Below are 18,434 nucleotides of genomic sequence, written 5' to 3'. Positions count from 1 at the left end.
ATGGGCGCAGCAGAATTCTGCTGGCATACTGCCCATCAATACACCATGGACCGTAAACAGTTTGGCCGTCCACTGGCTGCCAACCAGCTGATCCAGAAGAAACTGGCCGATATGCAGACTGAAATCGCCTTGGGCTTACAGGTTGCCTTACGTTTTGGCCGGATGAAAGATGAAGGCATTGCATCGGTTGAAGGCACATCACTGATTAAACGCAACAACTGCGGCAAGGCGCTGGATATTGCCCGGCTGGCGCGTGACATGCTCGGGGGCAACGGTATCAGTGATGAGTTCGGGGTAGCGCGTCATCTGGTCAATCTGGAAGTAGTCAATACCTATGAAGGCACCCATGACGTGCATGCCCTGATTTTAGGTCGTGCTCAAACCGGTATCGCTGCATTCGGTAATTAATTGAGTTCTTCAATTCAGGATGTCTATTCGTGGGCATCCTAGAGATGTTTTGTCTCAAAAAATCAATAATTAACTTAAATTAAAGGATTCATCGTGAAATATTCTTGTAAATCTTTGCATTTTCACGCTTAAAGTTCAAATGGAATGATAGAAAAACAATAAAGAACCTCAGGCAAATGTAGAGAAACAATAAGACTGCCGATGACTCATTTGGGAAAATGAGGGATATGGAAATGAATAATGATATGCGGGCTGGAGCAGGAACGCTCAGTAGAAAATTACCCTCCAATATAGGTACAGCGCACCGCATTCATAAAAACACCTGGAAAATTGCATTTGTTTTTGCATTTATTTCTCTGGTGATTGATGGTATTGACATCATGCTGTTGTCATTCAGTTTGACCAGTTTAAAAGCTGAGTTTGGCCTGACTTCATTTCAGGCCGGTATGCTAGGAAGTTCATCACTTGCCGGGATGGCGCTGGGCGGAATTACTGGTGGATGGGCATGTGATAAATTTGGACGGGTAAAAACCATTGCCTGGTCTGTGGTTTTCTTTTCGATCATGACCTGTATTTTGGGATTCACCCAAAGTTATGAGCAGTTCATGATTCTACGTTTTATCGGTGCATTTGGATTGGGTTCGCTCTACATGGCGTGTAATACGCTGATGGCTGAATATGTACCAACCAAGTATCGTACCACTGTTTTAGGCACATTACAGACCGGTCAAACCGTTGGTTATATCGTGGCGACTTTGTTGGCAGGGGCAATTATTCCTGATCATGGCTGGCGTATGCTGTTTTATGTGACCATTGTTCCGGCTGCCTTTGCGCTCATTTTCATGCGTTTTGTACCTGAACCTGCATCTTGGCAGGAAGCTAAAATTGAACAGTTTAAACGTAAAGAATTGAAAATTGAGCCCACCCCTGAAACAGTCACGGCAAAAGCACCTTCTGAAAGTGTCTATAAACGTATTTTTGGGCATACCCAGCATCGTAAAATGTTCTTGTTATGGATGAGTACCGCTGCCTTCTTACAGTTTGGATACTACGGTGTCAATAACTGGATGCCAACCTATTTAGAAACTGAATTGAACATGAATTTCAAGGCATTAACAGGCTATATGGTTGGTGCCTATACGGCGATGATTCTAGGGAAAATTATTGCAGGCTATGCAGCAGATAAATTAGGGCGTCGGGCAACTTTCGTCTTTGGAACAGTTGCGACAGCCGCATTTTTACCCGTAATTATTTTCTACAATACACCAGGTAATATTGCGTACCTGTTAATTACCTTTGGTTTCCTTTATGGAATTCCTTATGGTGTAAATGCAACCTATATGGCGGAAACCTTCTCAACCGATGTACGTGGTACAGCGATTGGCGGTGCATATAACATGGGACGTTTAGGGGCGGCAATTGCACCTGCGACTATCGGGATTATTGCGGCGGGCGGTTCATTTACTATGGCATTTATTGTGATGGGTGCAGCTTACTTTATTGCCGGTGTGATTCCAGGACTCTTTATCCGTGAACGTCAGTATGATCCACAGCAATCTTCATTGGTGACAGCAACCGATACAGAAGAGAAAACACCAAGTACCGTGGCAACAACAGACACAACGCTTACCGCTAAATAATAAAAATAGCCAGCAGCGTCGTCTGCTGGCTTTTGGAGTAGAACATGGGTGCATTACAAGGAATTCGAGTTTTAGATTTAAGCCGTGTACTGGCAGGTCCATGGTGTGGGCAGATTCTGGCAGATTTGGGTGCTGAAGTAATTAAAATTGAACGTCCCAAAATGGGTGATGACACCCGTATGTGGGGACCACCGTGGATGCTGGATAATCAGGGTACTGCAACTCGTGAATCGGGTTATTACCAATGTGCCAACCGCAACAAATATTCGGTCGCAATAGATATTGCAAGTCAACAAGGTCAGGAACTGATTCGGGAAATTGCCAAAACGGCCGATGTGGTGATTGAAAACTATAAAGCAGGCTCATTAGAAAAATACGGCTTGGATTATGCGTCTTTGAATGAACTGAATCCGAACTTGGTCTATTGCTCGATTACCGGATTTGGCCAAACCGGACCACGTGCCGAAGAACCGGGTTATGATTTTATCATTCAAGGCATGTCGGGACTGATGAGCATTACCGGTGAAAAAGATGAACTTCCGGGTGGTGGTGCGCAAAAAGTCGGTGTGGCTGTGGTCGATATTCAAACCGGTTTGTATGCCACGGTTGCTATTCAGGCCGCTTTACTGGCACGCCAGCATACTGGTCGTGGGCAATATATCGATTTATCTTTATTGGATGTTCAGGTGGCGACGCTTGCCAATCAAGGCATGAATTATTTAACTTCGGGTGTATCTCCAAAGCGGATGGGGAATCATCATCCCAATATTGTGCCGTATCAGACTTTTAAGGCTAAAGATAAGGAATTTATTATTGCTTGTGGCAATGACAAGCAGTTTAAAGATTTATGCATCGCGATTGGTCTACCCGAATTATTGGAAGATAGAAAATTCCAACGTAATCAGGATCGTGTTAAACATCGTGATGAATTGATTCCGTTACTATCCGAATATTTTTTGGCTAAAAATGCTGAAGATTGGGTTACTGCAATTCATGCAGTTAAAGTGCCGGTTGGGGTAATTAACTCAATCGAAGAGGCATTGAATGAGCCACAAATTCAAGCGCGTGACATGGTGGTGGAGGTCGCACATCCATTGAATGATCATTTTAAAATGATCGGTTCACCGATGAAACTATCTGATACCCCAGTTGAATATAAGCATGCTGCACCACAGTTAGGTGAACATACTGAAAAGATTTTATCGCAATTTAAAACTGAGGATGAATTAAGAGCTTTAAAAGCGCAGGGTATTATTGATGGTGCAATGGCTTAGTTAGTATTATTCACTCCTATTTCATTTGCTCCTTTGACCGAATTCTTGACCAGATTTGGTCTTTTTTTTGGAGGGGGAATTGTATTTTGGTTGGGGCTTACTGAGCAGGAAAGCTATTAAAATTTCGGATATTCATTTACTTATATCGCTTAAAGCATCAGCTCTATAATTAACTTGCATAGTCAGATTTGCCGCTAAGCGTTATCATAGCGGTCTTCATGTCATTGGAACGTACTATGAAAATCGTTGCGGATGAGAATCTGGCCTTTACCGAATATTTCTTTGCAGATTTTGGCGAGATTCAACAAGCAGCAGGGCGGACTTTAACCCATGCAGATGTACAGGATGCTGAAGCCTTACTGGTGCGTTCTGTGACCCAAGTAAATGAACCACTTATTCAAGATACAAATTTAAAATTTGTCGGTAGTGCCACCATTGGAACCGACCATTTGGATATTCCTGGGTTAGAAAAACACAATATCGCATGGTCAAATGCGGCAGGGTGTAATGCACAGGCAGTGGCTGAGTATGTGATTACAGCACTGCTATATTTACAACCGAATTTAATCGAGAGAAATGAACAATTCACCCTCGGTATTATTGGCTTGGGTAATGTCGGTTTACGTTTGGCTTATATGGCAAAATTGCTCGGCTGGAATGTGATTGGTCACGATCCTTTTGTGAATTGTGAAAATATCACCTACGTTGAATTAGCAGAATTGTTAAAAACAGCGGATGCCATTTCTATTCATGTACCCTTAACCAAAACCGGGGAGCATCCAACTTTTCATTTGATCAATGCGGATGCGTTGGCTCAGATGAAACCTGAAGCCATCTTGATTAATTCAGCACGTGGACCTGTGATTGAGGAAGCGGCCCTGATTGCGGATATTGAACAGACCAATCGCCCAGTAGTTTTAGATGTATTTGAACATGAACCCGAAATTTCGGAACAACTGTTAAAGCTGATTCGTTTAGTGACACCGCATATTGCGGGTTATAGTCTGGAAGGCAAAGCACGTGGCACGCAAATGATTTACGATGCCTTTTGCAAAACTTTTAATTTTGTAGCAGATAAGCAGTTTGAAACTCAATTGCCGGTCTGCGAGCAATATTTTCAAGATCAAGATTTAAAATCGGTGCTAAAACAGTATCTTGCTCACATTTATGATATTGCCCGTGACGATGCCAACCTGCGAGCCTGTTTGAAAGAGGGTAAAGTGGATCAAAGAGCCTTTGATTATTTGCGTAAAACCTATCCCTTACGCCGTGAATGGGCAGCGCACGGAGGCCCGAAAGCATGAGTATGGCAAATACGGCAAGCATCAATTATCAACCCACCTGCGATATTAAAGCATTAAAAGCCCGTGCCAAAATGTATGCTCAAATCCGGCAGTTTTTTGCTGAACGTAATGTGCTTGAAGTAGAAACCCCAATATTGTCACAAGCGGGTGTAACAGATGTGCATTTAGCCTCAGTTCAGGCTCAGCGTCATCTCGGTGGGCGTAAACACACCCATTATCTGCAAACTTCACCTGAATTTGCCATGAAGCGATTGCTGGCCAGTGGCAGTGGCCCGATTTACCAAATCTGTAAAGTATTCCGTGATGATGAACATGGGCGAAAACACAATAGTGAATTTACCATGCTGGAATGGTATCGCCCCAATTTAAATTTGAAAGAATTGATGTTTGAAGTGACCGACTTGCTCAATGTGACTTTGGCACATCGTTTTGGTGAAGTCCGTCCAACGATTTTAAGTTATAAACATGCCTTTATGGGCCGTTTGGATCTTAATCCATTGCAAGCCAGCTTAAAGCAGCTGAAAGACTGCTGTAATCGTGTGGGTTTAAATCTGGATTTGGGTGATGATCGCTTGGGTTATATCGACCTGTTATTTTCACATATGGTTGAACCGAGTTTGGGTTTTGATACGCCGGTATTTTTAACCGATTTTCCACCGGAAATGGCATCACTTGCCAAAGTTAAAGTTGATGAAGAAGGTGAACAGGTTGCAGCACGTTTTGAGCTTTATATTGAAGGTTTAGAATTAGCCAATGCCTATGATGAACTGATTGATGCTGACATTTTACGCTCCCGTTTTGAAGCAGATAATCTTGAGCGTGAAAAGCTCGGTTTGCATGTGATGCCGATTGATGAATATCTACTCGCGGCTTTACCGCATATGACTGAATGTTCAGGCATTGCTTTAGGCATTGACCGTTTATTGATGGTTGCGACGCAGCAGATGAAACTGGAAAAAGTCATTACTTTCCCTGCGGATGTATCTTGATATAAATAACCTCCTTAAATCCTTCTGTGATAAAGAGGACCTCTTTCTCTCCCTTTATAAAGGTGAGCAGCATTGCTGTGCAAAGGGGAGATTTTTTATCATCCTCGTAACATAAAAAAAGCTTCTTTTTTGAGAAGCTTTTTTTATGAGCTATACTGCAGCAACGATCTGTCGGGCTTTTAATTCTTCAATTGCTTGAATACGCCGTTGAATCAACATTTCCCCAATATCAGGACCACTAATATCAGGTGGTAAATCCTGTGCTTTAATGCTACGAACCACTTCCATTGCATCTAACACATATTGCGATTGCGGATATTCACGGTCTTCTAGACCTAAGCGACCACGTGAATCACATTCACAGGCTTGAACATATGCTTCAACACGTTCAGGACGGCGTAATACATCTAGTCGTTGTAATAAACGCCATAAAGTGCCCGGTTTAAGATTCAAAGCTTGATGACATTTTAAATGTTCTTTACATACTGCGAGGGCAAGCTGTTTGGTATTTGTGGGAACTTTGAGCCGATCACACACTTCAGTGACCGGTTTAATGCCACGTTCTTCATGCATGATATGACGCGGTAATTCCTCTGTGGGCGTGAGGGCTTTTCCTAAATCATGAACCAGAACAGCAAAGCGTACATCGAGTGAATAGTTGGCTTTACAGGCTTGTTGTAGTGACATCATAGTATGAATGCCACAATCAATTTCCGGATGATATTCAGGACGTTGTGGAACACCGTACAACGCATCTAATTCAGGAAATAGCACTTTTAAAGCACCACAGGCACGTAGTACTTCGAAATATTCGTCGGCGTGATTTTCCATCAAGGCACGAGAGGTTTCTTTCCATACTCGTTCAGGCGTCAATGCCTGTAATTCACCCGATTCAGCCAGTTGTTGCATCAGTGTCAAAGTTTCAGGTGCTACTGTAAATCCAAGTGATTTATAACGTGCGGCAAAGCGTGCAATACGCAAAACACGTAACGGATCTTCGACAAAAGCATGGGATACATGACGTAATATTCGATCTGTTAGATCTTGCTGCCCTTTATAAGGGTCGTATACGTTGCCATCTTCATCCATGGCCATCGCATTAATGGTCAGGTCACGACGGATCAGATCCTCTTCAAGGGTTACACTGGTATCTGTATGAAATTCAAAGCCATGATAACCCCGACCAGATTTACGCTCGGTACGGGCTAAAGCATATTCTTCTTTTGTGTGGGGATGGAGAAAAACAGGGAAATCTTTACCCACCGGCTGATAGCCCTGAGCCAGAAGTTGGTCAGGTGTTGCACCAACAACCACATAATCTTTTTCGTGATAGGGGTGGCCGAGTAAGTGATCACGTACTGCACCGCCTACTAAATAAACTCGCATGAAAAAAACCTCTATTCTTCAAGCAATCATGCTACAGAATAGAGGTTTTCTCAAGTAAAGAACCTTAGCTTTTCGCTAAAGTAATACTAGCCTTCTTGTGACTGTTGAATTTCAGCTACAGTCAACGCAGTCATATTTACCACACGACGTGTTGTTGCAGTCGGTGTCAAGATGTGGACAGGTTTTGCAGCACCCAATAGAATTGGACCAATCGTTACATTGTTACCTGAAGTTGCTTTTAACAGGTTAAATGAAATGTTGGCTGCATCCAGATTTGGCATAATGAGTAGGTTTGCAGAACCTTTGAAACGTGAGTTCGGGAATGCAAAATGACGAATATTTTCATCCAGTGCAGCATCACCGTGCATTTCACCTTCGACTTCTAGTTCAGGTGCTATTTCACTTAAAATTTCAAATACTTTACGCATTTTTTGTGCACTTGCATCCGTCTGGTCAGAACCAAAGCTTGAATGCGATAATAATGCAATACGTGGAATCACACCAAAACGACGTACTTCTTCAGCTGCCAAAATAGTCATTTCCGCCAACTGTTCAGCTGTTGGGTTGGTATTTACATACGTATCGGCAATGAACAGGTTGCGGTCTTGAAGCATTAATGCATTCAGAGTAAAGAACGTGCTGCGACCTTCTTTTAAGCCAATCACGTTTTTCACGAAATCTAGATGAATGTCATAGCTTGAATAGGTACCACAAAGCATACCGTCTGCATGACCATGTTTCACTAACATTGCAGCAATCAGGGTAGAACGGCGACGTGCTTCACGATGTGCGTATTCAGGTGTTACGCCCTTACGTTGCATGATTTGGTAGTAATCATCCGCAAACAATTCGTAATCTGGGTTTTTCTCCTGATCCACAATTTCGATGTTTACACCATGTTCAAGACGCAAGCCCAGTTTCTTGATATTTGCTTCAATAACCGCCGTACGACCGACAAGAATAGGGAATGCTAATTCTTCATCTACCGCAATTTGAACTGCACGCAGCACACGTAAATCTTCACCTTCAGCATAAGCAATACGTTTAGGCGCTGTTTTTGCTTGAGCAAAGATCGGTTTCATCATAAATGCAGAGTTGTATACAAACTCAGACAATTTTTGACGATATGCAGAGAAATCTTGGATCGGACGAGTCGCAACCCCAGAATCCATGGCCGCCTTGGCTACCGCAGGTGCAATTTCAAGAATTAGACGCTGATCCAGTGGACGTGGGATTAAATAGTCACGACCAAATGATGCTGATTTTTCACCATAAGATGCTGCATCTGCTTCAATGTGTGCCATACGTGCAATTGCATGTACGCAGGCAATTTTCATTTCTTCATTAATGGTGGTTGCGCCCACGTCTAAGGCACCACGGAAGATATACGGGAAACAAAGGGCATTGTTTACCTGGTTGGGATAGTCTGAACGACCAGTCGCCATAATCACGTCAGGACGAACTTCATGCGCATGTTCAGGCAGAATTTCTGGATCCGGATTTGCCAAAGCAAAAATGATCGGATTTTCCGCCATCACTTTAACCATTTCTTTGGTCAAAATGCCTGCCGCTGAAAGCCCCAAAAACATATCTGCACCAGCAATCACATCTGCCAGTTGCGTGCCTTCAATGTCTTGTACATAGCGTTTTTTTGATTCATCCAGATTGTCACGTTTAGTCGTAAGCAGACCGCGTGAATCGGCAACGGTAATGTTCTGTTTGCTTGCACCTAAAGCGCAAAGCAAATCTAGACAAGACAATGCAGCTGCACCCGCACCAGAAGCGACAATTTTAATCTCTTCAATTTTTTTGCCAGTCAGTTGCAAGGCATTGAGTAAAGCTGAACCCACAATAATTGATGTACCGTGTTGATCATCATGGAACACAGGAATATTCATGCGTTCACGAAGTTTTTTCTCAATATAGAAACATTCTGGTGCCTTGATATCTTCAAGGTTAATACCACCAAAAGTTGGTTCTAATGCAGCTACGATGTCCACAATTTTATCAGGATCATTTTCTGCAATTTCGAGGTCAAATACATCTACACCTGCGAATTTTTTAAACAGTACGCCTTTACCTTCCATGACCGGTTTAGACGCTAAAGGACCGATATTTCCGAGACCTAATACTGCCGTACCATTTGTAATGACAGCCACTAAGTTACCGCGTGCGGTATAGAGTGCTGCTGTTGATGGGTCACGTTCAATCTCTAAACATGGTGCTGCAACACCTGGAGAGTAAGCAAGTGCAAGGTCATGTTGATTGACCAGCTGTTTGCTTGGCGTAACACTGATTTTTCCTGGTGTTGGATATTCGTGGTAGTACAAAGCTTGCTGTTTTAATGATTGATCGTCCATCTGTATCTCTATTGTTGCTTGAGTTGCCCAGCCCGAGCTGGTGGTGGTTTTTTGCTTAATTTGATTGAATATAACATTTGTTGTGACCTTAGCACAGTCGCGAATCTGCCATTTTCAAGCAAACTGATATTTAGGCGTGTCGACTTATATTAAGAAGGTATAAGTCGATGTTGTTCCAGGAAGATAGTTGCTTCACTTTCAGGCAAGGGTTTTGAAAATAAGAAGCCTTGGGCAATGTCACATTCCAGATCTTGTAAGTATTGCATTTGTTGCTGTGTTTCAATGCCTTCTGCAACCACCACCATCCCCATCGCTTTGCCCATGGCAATCATGGCACTGACAATAGCTTCTTGTTTATTTTGTCCAATTCTAGAAACAAAACTACGGTCAATTTTCAATATATCAATTGGAAAATCAGCAAGATAAGACAGAGAAGAGTAGCCGGTTCCAAAATCATCTAAAGAAATATTGATCTGCCGTTTTTTGATCTCATCGAGCAGATTTTTAACGGTGACTGAATTTTCAAGTAACGATGATTCAGTAATTTCAAGTTCCAGGCTACTGCCGGAAATTTTATAGGTCTTAATGGCATAATCGAGGTCTTCGAGTAACTGTCCACGTTGCAATTGCTGTGCAACTACATTGACTGAGACACATATATTATTAAAGCCTAAATCATTCCAGTTCCTAATTTGTTTAGCGGTTTGTCGTATAACAATTCTGCTAATATCCGAGATCAAACTGGTTTGCTCTGCAAGGGGAATGAACAAGTCCGGTGGAATAATACCTTTGCTTGGATGGTTCCAGCGAACCAATGCTTCAAAACCATAAATGTTCTGGTCGCTAAAATTAATTTTGGGCTGATAGTAAACAATTAGTTCATTATTGTTAATGGCGAGTCGTAAATCACGCTCCAGATAAATTCCTTGCTCAAGGAGGGTGGTATTTTTATTGGAATAAAAGCGGATGGTATTACCGCCTAAGCTTTTTGCTTCGGTCAGTGCCTGTTCGGCACAATTATTTAGATAATCCAGCTGACGGCCATTTTCAGGATAGAAAGCTATTCCCATCGACAGGTTAATAATATGATCCTGACCAAAAATGTTAAATGGCAATGAAAATGCTTTATTCATCTGTTCACAGTGATGCTGAACCGATGGGCGAATATGCGAGATTTCATAAACAATGGCAAAGTCATCACCATTTAGATGCGCGACAAATAAGGCTTCAGCATTGGTAAGCCGGAGTCGTTGCGCCACCTGGCGTAATAGTTCATCCCCGCCGCTATTGCTCAGAAATTCATTTAATGGCCTGAAGCGATCAATATTTAGACGAATCACGGCGAGTTGTTCAATCGAATCCTTTTGACTGACTAAATATTGATGTAATTGATAGTTGTAATAAAAGCGATTCGGTAAATCAGTCAGTGGATCGTAATTTTCTAAATAGGACAAACGCTGTTCTTGCAGTTTGCGTTCAGTTAAATCAGAGACAATACCAATATAGTGCGTGACACGATTTTTTTCATCGCTAATGGCATTAATGCGCATCCATATTGTAAGTTCTTTACCAGAAAGAAATTTTTCATTGAGTTCGCCATCAAACTCACCCATTTTATCTAGTTGCTGAATCAGGGACGAATGACTGCTTTTTTGTTGAGACTTAACGTTTGCAACAATATCAAATAAATGTTTGCCAATAATTTGATCGTGAGTGAAACCAGTTAACTGTTCATAAAATGGATTGACATCAATATAGCAAAGTTGTTCATTAAGAATGAAGATTCCTTCAGCAGCTTGTTGCAGTACATTTGCTGCAAATTTTAAACGTTCCTGATCAGTACGTTCCTGGTGAATATCACGACGAATGCCGACCATCCGCAACGGCCTTTGAGTGGTCGGGTCACGCGTAATGACTTTACCAATATCATGTACCCATTTCCATTTGCCCTGGCTATTTTGAAGGCGATAAGTGGCTTCATATAGGTCAGTTTGACCACGTAAGTTTTGCTTCATCGAGGTTTTGAAGTGTTCGATATCATTGGGATGAATGATATTTTTTAGCTGATGATGATGTTGTTTTGAAGGTTTTAATGTCTTTTGGTGCTTATAGTCGGTCACTAGGATTTCACGATCCTTGATATTCCAGTCCCAAGGTCGAAGTCCCGCAACTCCATGGGCCAACATAAGATTATGTTGCTGGTTCTCTAAATCAGTATTCATTTTAGCAATATCAAAAGTTCGTTCTTTGACTTTCTGTTCAAGCAGTTGATTATTCAGTTGCAGTTGTAATTCAATATTTTTGGATTTATTAATTTCAGTTTGCAACTGTTGGCATAACTCATCTGTCCAGACGACCTGTTGTTCGGCATTTTTAACCAAGCGATTATTTTTGGAGTAAAGCACTGAAATGCGGTTATGAATACGCGAGCTTATATTTGCACAAAGTAAAATAACAATAAGGATGAAGTTGAGCGACAAATGAAATAAATGATTAGAAGTTTCTGTGCTAATAAACTGCGAGGCAACATAAGGGAAAAGTGCTGGAATAAAGGCTAAGCAAAAATAATTTAAACGTTGAGTTAAAAAAGTCAGGGCAAATGACTGGCTTACAATCAGTAATAGAGCTGAAAGAATTAAAGCATTCACGTAGCTGAAATTAGGGTTATATTGCGGTAGATAGTAGTAAATCAGACTCGTGCCAACAGCAATACAACACCCTATTGCCCAACACTGAAATTGCAGCCAGCGATGAGCGTGATTTAGAGCGAAATTATGTGGTTTAAAATAAATACTGGTAATGAGTAAACTTAGACAACTCAAGAGTTCGGTAGTAATAAACCATAAATTGAAATAGAAAGATGGTTTTGTAAAATAAAATTGGTAAATGCAATAGACATATAAGGAAACGATTAAAATACTGACGAGAAAGAATTGACTGAGTCGAATCGTATTTGTAATTTGAGCAGCACTTACATGCTGTTTAACATACTCATCTTGAATATCTGGCATATAAGCAGAAACCTTATTCTTGTTTTACGATAAATTATTTTCTAAATATTAACCATGTTCAAAAACCCAGTTTTATTTTAAATCAAGATTAATAATGTTATTTAAAAAAATCAATCGAATCCAGTAGTATTTATCTAAAATCGGATGAACTATACAGTTAATTTATAATTTAAAATAGATAAAGCTACAATTGGAGCGGTTTCTGTGCGTAGAACGCGATTGCCAATACACCAATTGATGAATCCAGTATTGTTGGATAATTGTATTTCAGCCTCGCTGAGTCCACCTTCAGGGCCAATGAGTAGTGCAATATCAGGTGTGGCATCAGCTAAAACATCGACTTGATCTTTATTAGGTGCAAGTACTAATTTTGTGGTCGGGAGTTCACTGGCTAACCAGTCCTGCAAAGAGAGCGGCGCTAACACTTCAGGAACTTTATTCATTCCACATTGCTCACAAGCAGCGATGGCAATACCTTGCCAGTGATCTATTTTCTTTTGGTCTCGATCATACTTAAGGCGCATCTCACAACGTTCAGAGGTCAGCAGCTGAATTTTAGAAACCCCAAGTTCTGTGGCTTTTTGAATCGCATAATCCATACGGTCACCTTTACTCATCACTTGACCAAGTAAGGCTGTAAATGCAGGGGTACGATCATCAGGATTGAAGGTATCGACAGAAACGTTTGCTGATTTTTTTGAAACCTCAACAAGCGTCACGTCGTATTCACCACCTTGTCCATTGAACAAGGTGGCTTTTTCGCCGACTTGTGCACGTAATACTTTTACCCAATGATGAAAAACCGTTTCGGTTAATTCAACATTCAGATCAACCGCCAAATCAGCTTCAGTATAAAAACGCGGCATTTAAGTATTACTCACAAATCAAATTAAAAATTAAGCTAAACCCAGATCAGTCACGAGTTGACGTGTTGGGTCTGTCGTGTTCATGGTATAGAAGTGCAAGCTCGGGGCGCCGCCTGCAAGCAGACGTTCACACAATTTCACCACAACTTCATGACCAAAAGCCTTGATTGAAGCAGCGTCGTCTCCATAAGTGGCCAATTGCTTGCGAATCCAACGCGGAATTTCAGCGCCTGTACCATCTGCGAAGCGAATCAGGTTGCTTGCATTGGTAATAGGCATAATGCCGGGAGCTACTGGAATATTCACGCCTTCTTTTTGAATACGATCTACAAAGTAGAAGTATGCATCTGGATTAAAGAAAAACTGTGTTAAAGCGGCATTGGCACCGGCATTGGCTTTTTCGACAAAGTGTTGAATATCTCTATCAAAGCTGTCTGCTTGTGGATGCATTTCAGGATAAGCAGCCACTTCAATGGTGAAATGATTGCCTGAATGCTCACGAATAAAACGAACCAGATCCTGTGCATAAGGCAATTCGCCCAAGCCGACCTGACCGGAAGGCAAGTCACCACGAAGCGCAACAATACGGTCGATACCTTGCGATTTGTACAAATCCAGCAATTCTGCAATACGGGCCTTATCATCACCAATACAAGAGAGGTGAGGGGCTACAGGTGTGCCTTTGCCATTGAAGTCATTGATTGCAGCGAGTGTGCGTTCACGAGTGGAACCACCAGCCCCATAAGTCACTGAAAAGAATTCAGGATTTAACAGTTGTAATTCTTTATGAACAACACGAAGTTTTTCCGCACCAACATCAGTTTTGGTCGGAAAAAATTCAAACGAAATTGGGACACGTTTGGTCATTTTTCAAATCCTTTTTTATAAATACTTTTTTTAAATTTATTTAAACCTCTCCCTAGCCCTCTCCTAAAAGAAGAGGGAACTTCTCACTTTACTGTTAAAAATGGTCAGTTCCTTCTCCCTCGGGGAGAAGGCTAGGATGAGGGAAAAAGATTAAAACTTAGTATTTATAAGTCTCGGATTTGAATGGACCTTCAACTTGTACGCCAAGGTAGTCAGCTTGTTCTTGAGTTAATGTAGTCAATACACCACCAAAGCCCGCAACCATTGCAGCAGCAACTTCTTCATCCAATTTCTTAGGAAGGAGTTCTACACGAAGCGCAGCTTGTTTTTGCTCTTCAGGAAGATCAGCAAACTTTTCAGCGAACAAATGCATTTGAGCCAATACCTGGTTAGCAAAAGAACCATCCATCACACGTGATGGGTGACCCGTTGCATTACCTAGGTTAACCAAACGACCTTCAGAAAGAAGAATCAAATAGTTGTTTTCATCTTCTGAACGATAAACCTGATGTACTTGAGGCTTAACTTCAACCCATTTGTAACCACGTAAGTAGTTGGTATCGATCTCAGTGTCAAAGTGACCGATGTTACACACCACAGAACCTGCTTTTAATGTATCTAACATTGCAGCGTCACATACGTGGTAATTACCCGTAGTCGTTACGATCAGGTCAGTGTTTTGAAGAAGGTCAACATTAATGTCTTCTTTCTTGCCCGTTTGCACACCATTTTTGTATGGAGATACAACTTCGTAACCGTCCATACATGCTTGCATCGCACAGATTGGATCAACTTCAGTTACACGAACAATCATGCCTTCTTGACGAAGAGACTGAGCAGAACCTTTACCTACGTCACCGTAACCAATCACAAGTGCACGACGACCAGACATCAACATGTCAGTACCGCGTTTGATCGCATCGTTTAGAGAGTGGCGGCAACCGTATTTGTTGTCGTTTTTAGATTTAGTCACTGAATCGTTTACGTTGATTGCAGGAACTTTCAAAGTACCATCACGTAACATTTCATAAAGACGTTGCACACCTGTGGTGGTTTCTTCAGTCACACCATGGATTTTAGCAATCAGTTCTGGATATTTTTCATGAACAACAGCAGTCAAGTCACCGCCATCATCCAGAATCATGTTGGCATCCCAAGGTTTGCCATTGACATTGATTTGCTGTTCAAGACACCACATGTATTCTTCTTCAGTTTCACCTTTCCAAGCAAAAACAGGAATACCGCGTGCAGCCATTGCAGCGGCAGCGTGATCTTGAGTAGAGAAGATGTTGCATGAAGTCCAGCGAACTTCTGCACCCAGTTCAACAAGCGTTTCAATTAAAACGGCAGTTTGAATGGTCATGTGGATACAGCCGAGAATTTTCGCGCCTGCAAGTGGTTTAGCTGCTGAGTAGCGTTTACGCAAACCCATAAGTGCTGGCATTTCTGCTTCAGCAAGTTTGATTTCTTTACGACCGTATTCAGCAAGTGAAATATCGGCAACTTTATAATCTGTAAATGAAGCATTAACCGCGTTCATCAGGATCTCCTAGGATAAAAATAGATTGGATCGTTATGTTCGCGGATGCCGTTTTTGATCAGAACCTGATTTACTCAGAGTACTTGTGACCGAATCGTCGAGCCTAGCGATCTTACGTTTATATGCCTGTAAGAAAGTCGCAGCATCCCTCGACTAGCGGGCTATTGTACTTGGAAATTGATTTTGTTCCAATCTGAAATTGATTATTATCAGCACAATCATATTTGGGATGAAAATTATGGCCTTAGAAATGCCTGAAGAATTAGCCAATCTAGAAGCAAATGGTGGAGTTTTTGCGGTATGGATGTTGTTGCAACACTTAGGCATTGATGCCGATATTCAGCAACTGGTAGAGGTATGTGGATATGATGCTGGAAATGGCACGACAACCATCGGTCTAGCTGTGGGATTAAAAAAATTTGGCTTCAATGTTCAATTTTATACAGAGCATGACCCTGATCTTCAGCAGAGTGAAAAACTCAGTTACCAAGAAGCTGAACAACTGGGTCTACCTATTCTACCTGCGTTAAATTATGAGCAAATACAACAAGCGTTTGATCAAAATAAATTTGTGATTGTCTATTACGACACATTAGAAGGCGTGGGTAATCATTCATTTGTTTATGATGTAAATGCGGATGAAATCTGTTTCTTTGACAGTTTTGATCCCATGCCAGCTTCAGTTTTTGAGCAGCAACGTAAAGCGGAAGGGATTTGCCGACAAGTGATTGTTGTTGAAAAAAATGATTATATCGAGAATTAATACTTAAAACTGTATCAAACAAAAGCCCATCATTTGATGGGCTTTTTCATCCAATTATTCTTCAGCAGATTGAGCTTTATCATGCCAATAATCGGCTTTTTCCTCATCTACATCTACACCTAAACCGTGCTCATAAATACAGGCTAAATCACGCATGGCTTGAACTTCACCCAGTTCAGCGGCTTGCTTGACCAATTCAACCGACTTGGTCACATCTTTTTCCACTACATCGCCGCGGCGATAAAAATTCGATAACTCTAAAAGAGCAGCAGGATGTTTATGTTTCGCTGCTTGTTCTAACCAGCGGTAAGCATGTTCAAAATAGGTTTTTGCTTCCTCTGGATCTTCTGCCCGCATGTCTTTTGCATAAAATGCATAACCTTCACCCAGCCAGTACATAGCTTCGACATGACCCAGTTGAGCAGCTTTAAGTGCCCATTCTTCAGCAAGTGCAACATGTTCATCATTTTCACTTTGCATATAAATTTCAGCAAGCTCAAATTGTGCATCACGATTGCCTGCCATCGCACGGTTAAAAAGTTCGGTAGAAATAGGGAGATCAGACATTCAAACATCCAAAGCACATAATTGCTATAGCCTAAATGTTTGCTACAAAAAAGCCAATCCGAAGATTGGTTTTTTACACTGTTCAGTTTTAGATTAAATAGGTGAGCGTGCTGATAACCTAAATCATTGCGGTTGCAATTGCGATCTTCTTAATCCTGGATTCAAAGTAACTTAAACACAATCCGACAAATAAAACAGAGAAGGTGAGTACACCCACCCAATAGCTGATCATGCTACTTAAACTACCTTGGAAAATACAAATCACTAAAACAAGGAACAGCAAACTCCGGCCGGAAATGCTGATAAGGCGATTTTAGATACTTTAAGTTTACAATTAAAGATTTAATTTGGTGCTAGATATGCACCTAGTTAGGACACAGCCTAATTGAAATACAATGAGGGGGGATTAAAACTGACCTTTGATTTAATATGATTATAAAAAACAGCGACCGAAGTCGCTGTTTTTAGCTCAAAAGACCTTAAGCCTCTTGTTGAATACCGGCAACCAACCACTCTTGGTTAGAACCTGCAGGTTTGGTGAAATGCCAAACTTCTGCAAAAGGTTGCGGTAAGCTGTTTAAATCTTCGCTTACAGTACCCGTAAAACGAACGCTGACCACATACTGACCATTTTCAGTTGAAGAATCGGTAACCATGGCATTCAGATTAGAGAATTCAGCCACATCCTGATCTTGGTTCGCCATAATGTCGTTATACATAGACTGATAAAGATCAGGTGTTAAATAACGTTGAATTTCAGCAATGTTACTTGCTGTATTCATTGACTGAATATGGTTGAAGCGCTGACGAGCAACACGCAAGAACGCAGCAGGTTCAGTACCATCTGGCAATTGATTGCCATTGCTGGTTAAAGCATTACCAAATGGAGCTTGAGTTGCTGCACCTGCAGAACCACCTACTGACTGGCCAAAAATATTGCTGTTGTCATTCGACGTACGTGGTGCTGCATTTTGTTGACCAAACGGTGCTGTATTTCCACCATTGTTTGGGGCATAAGGATTGTTAGCGGCTAGTTTTTTTTTTGCTCCGAATTTACGGAACAAGAAGAATGCGACTGCAGCTGCTAGAAGAATCCAGATCCAGCTTGGAAGTCCGCCTTTTTCTTCCTGCTGTTGTGCCGTAGCCTCAGCACCGCTTGCAGCAGGTTTATCATCCGCCATTGCATTTGCTGCAACTGCACCAATCGCAGCACCAGCAACACCAGCAGCAACCATTTTACCTACGCCAGAACCTGACTTTTGAGCAGGTGCGGTAGTCGGTTGTGGGGCAGGAGTAGCTTGACGCGGTTGTTGGTAAGATTGGCTTGGAGCAGCAGAACGACTCATGCCGTGGCTTTTACCACCACCTGCACGTTTCGCTTCAGCCATTGGTGCAACCACCAAAGCGGCCATTAAAAGACTTGCCATCAAACCACGCTGTCGAACTTCCATCGAATTTT

At 41.8% G+C, this 18,434-nt stretch carries 14 protein-coding genes; 6 read left to right on the top strand and 8 right to left on the bottom strand.

All coding sequences use genetic code 11. The annotated features are described in order from the left end of the window. The 5 genes from E0H89_RS04875 to epmA all read left to right on the top strand — a co-directional run. On the top strand, window positions 1-408 hold a 408-nt coding region (locus tag E0H89_RS04875; RefSeq protein WP_284702739.1), incomplete at its 5' end, for an acyl-CoA dehydrogenase family protein. 233 nt (window positions 409-641) lie between these two features. Beyond that, window positions 642-2,048: an MFS transporter gene (locus E0H89_RS04870; RefSeq protein ID WP_131214993.1), complete on the top strand. Its 1,407-nt coding sequence runs from the start codon at window positions 642-644 to the stop codon at window positions 2,046-2,048. A gap of 44 nt (window positions 2,049-2,092) precedes the next feature. Continuing rightward, on the top strand, window positions 2,093-3,322 hold the full coding sequence (locus tag E0H89_RS04865) for a CaiB/BaiF CoA transferase family protein (RefSeq protein WP_131214991.1): 1,230 nt from the start codon (window positions 2,093-2,095) through the stop codon (window positions 3,320-3,322). Window positions 3,323-3,558: 236 nt separating this feature from the next. Further along, window positions 3,559-4,626, top strand: coding sequence for a 4-phosphoerythronate dehydrogenase (locus E0H89_RS04860; RefSeq protein WP_131214989.1), 1,068 nt, complete (start codon window positions 3,559-3,561; stop codon window positions 4,624-4,626). 2 nt (window positions 4,627-4,628) lie between these two features. Further along, a complete protein-coding gene (gene epmA / locus E0H89_RS04855) occupies window positions 4,629-5,615 on the top strand; it encodes an EF-P lysine aminoacylase EpmA (RefSeq protein ID WP_131215003.1) in 987 nt (328 codons plus the stop codon). 150 nt (window positions 5,616-5,765) lie between these two features. On the opposite strand, the gene E0H89_RS04850 is transcribed toward epmA, so the two are convergent. The 6 genes from E0H89_RS04850 to ahcY all read right to left on the bottom strand — a co-directional run bounded on the left by E0H89_RS04850 (window position 5,766) and on the right by ahcY (window position 15,645). Beyond that, on the bottom strand, window positions 5,766-7,001 hold the full coding sequence (locus E0H89_RS04850; RefSeq protein ID WP_131214986.1) for a multifunctional CCA addition/repair protein: 1,236 nt from the start codon (window positions 6,999-7,001) through the stop codon (window positions 5,766-5,768). 86 nt (window positions 7,002-7,087) lie between these two features. Further along, window positions 7,088-9,361 (bottom strand): NADP-dependent malic enzyme, encoded by a 2,274-nt coding sequence (locus E0H89_RS04845; protein ID WP_131214985.1) that lies wholly within the window; start codon window positions 9,359-9,361, stop codon window positions 7,088-7,090. A 149-nt stretch (window positions 9,362-9,510) separates the two neighbouring features. Beyond that, window positions 9,511-12,372 (bottom strand): bifunctional diguanylate cyclase/phosphodiesterase, encoded by a 2,862-nt coding sequence (locus E0H89_RS04840; RefSeq protein WP_131214983.1) that lies wholly within the window; start codon window positions 12,370-12,372, stop codon window positions 9,511-9,513. 149 nt (window positions 12,373-12,521) lie between these two features. Then, window positions 12,522-13,238, bottom strand: a complete 717-nt coding sequence (locus E0H89_RS04835) for a 16S rRNA (uracil(1498)-N(3))-methyltransferase (RefSeq protein ID WP_131214981.1) — start codon at window positions 13,236-13,238, stop codon at window positions 12,522-12,524. Window positions 13,239-13,268: 30 nt separating this feature from the next. Further along, window positions 13,269-14,105, bottom strand: coding sequence for a methylenetetrahydrofolate reductase [NAD(P)H] (gene metF, locus E0H89_RS04830; protein WP_131214979.1), 837 nt, complete (start codon window positions 14,103-14,105; stop codon window positions 13,269-13,271). A 157-nt stretch (window positions 14,106-14,262) separates the two neighbouring features. Then, the gene (ahcY, locus tag E0H89_RS04825) at window positions 14,263-15,645 is read right to left on the bottom strand and encodes an adenosylhomocysteinase (protein WP_131214977.1); all 1,383 of its coding nucleotides are present in this window, start codon (window positions 15,643-15,645) and stop codon (window positions 14,263-14,265) included. A 238-nt stretch (window positions 15,646-15,883) separates the two neighbouring features. Here ahcY and E0H89_RS04820 point away from each other — a divergent pair, with 238 nt between their 5' ends. Next, window positions 15,884-16,408 (top strand): cysteine peptidase family C39 domain-containing protein, encoded by a 525-nt coding sequence (locus E0H89_RS04820; protein WP_131214975.1) that lies wholly within the window; start codon window positions 15,884-15,886, stop codon window positions 16,406-16,408. Window positions 16,409-16,462: 54 nt separating this feature from the next. Here E0H89_RS04820 and E0H89_RS04815 read toward each other — a convergent pair whose 3' ends face one another. Both E0H89_RS04815 and E0H89_RS04810 read right to left on the bottom strand, forming a co-directional pair. Then, complete coding sequence (locus tag E0H89_RS04815) at window positions 16,463-16,975, bottom strand: tetratricopeptide repeat protein (protein WP_131214973.1); 513 nt, start codon at window positions 16,973-16,975, stop codon at window positions 16,463-16,465. A 479-nt stretch (window positions 16,976-17,454) separates the two neighbouring features. Then, a complete protein-coding gene (locus E0H89_RS04810; protein ID WP_131214971.1) occupies window positions 17,455-18,426 on the bottom strand; it encodes a Tim44 domain-containing protein in 972 nt (323 codons plus the stop codon). Window positions 18,427-18,434 lie beyond the last annotated feature (8 nt).

It is taken from the genome of Acinetobacter sp. ANC 3781, assembly GCF_004331285.1.
Lineage (GTDB): Bacteria > Pseudomonadota > Gammaproteobacteria > Pseudomonadales > Moraxellaceae > Acinetobacter.
This window is presented reverse-complemented; position numbering and strand designations above follow the sequence as displayed.

Bases quoted from the DNA above. Each gene is read 5' to 3' on its own strand.
- E0H89_RS04870 (WP_131214993.1), top strand. From the start codon at position 642: ATGAATAATGATATGCGGGCTGGAGCAGGAACGCTCAGTAGAAAATTA.
- E0H89_RS04865 (WP_131214991.1), top strand. From the start codon at position 2,093: ATGGGTGCATTACAAGGAATTCGAGTTTTAGATTTAAGCCGTGTACTG.
- E0H89_RS04860 (WP_131214989.1), top strand. From the start codon at position 3,559: ATGAAAATCGTTGCGGATGAGAATCTGGCCTTTACCGAATATTTCTTT.
- epmA (WP_131215003.1), top strand. From the start codon at position 4,629: ATGGCAAATACGGCAAGCATCAATTATCAACCCACCTGCGATATTAAA.
- E0H89_RS04850 (WP_131214986.1), bottom strand. From the start codon at position 7,001: ATGCGAGTTTATTTAGTAGGCGGTGCAGTACGTGATCACTTACTCGGC.
- E0H89_RS04845 (WP_131214985.1), bottom strand. From the start codon at position 9,361: ATGGACGATCAATCATTAAAACAGCAAGCTTTGTACTACCACGAATAT.
- E0H89_RS04840 (WP_131214983.1), bottom strand. From the start codon at position 12,372: ATGCCAGATATTCAAGATGAGTATGTTAAACAGCATGTAAGTGCTGCT.
- E0H89_RS04835 (WP_131214981.1), bottom strand. From the start codon at position 13,238: ATGCCGCGTTTTTATACTGAAGCTGATTTGGCGGTTGATCTGAATGTT.
- metF (WP_131214979.1), bottom strand. From the start codon at position 14,105: ATGACCAAACGTGTCCCAATTTCGTTTGAATTTTTTCCGACCAAAACT.
- ahcY (WP_131214977.1), bottom strand. From the start codon at position 15,645: ATGAACGCGGTTAATGCTTCATTTACAGATTATAAAGTTGCCGATATT.
- E0H89_RS04820 (WP_131214975.1), top strand. From the start codon at position 15,884: ATGGCCTTAGAAATGCCTGAAGAATTAGCCAATCTAGAAGCAAATGGT.
- E0H89_RS04815 (WP_131214973.1), bottom strand. From the start codon at position 16,975: ATGTCTGATCTCCCTATTTCTACCGAACTTTTTAACCGTGCGATGGCA.
- E0H89_RS04810 (WP_131214971.1), bottom strand. From the start codon at position 18,426: ATGGAAGTTCGACAGCGTGGTTTGATGGCAAGTCTTTTAATGGCCGCT.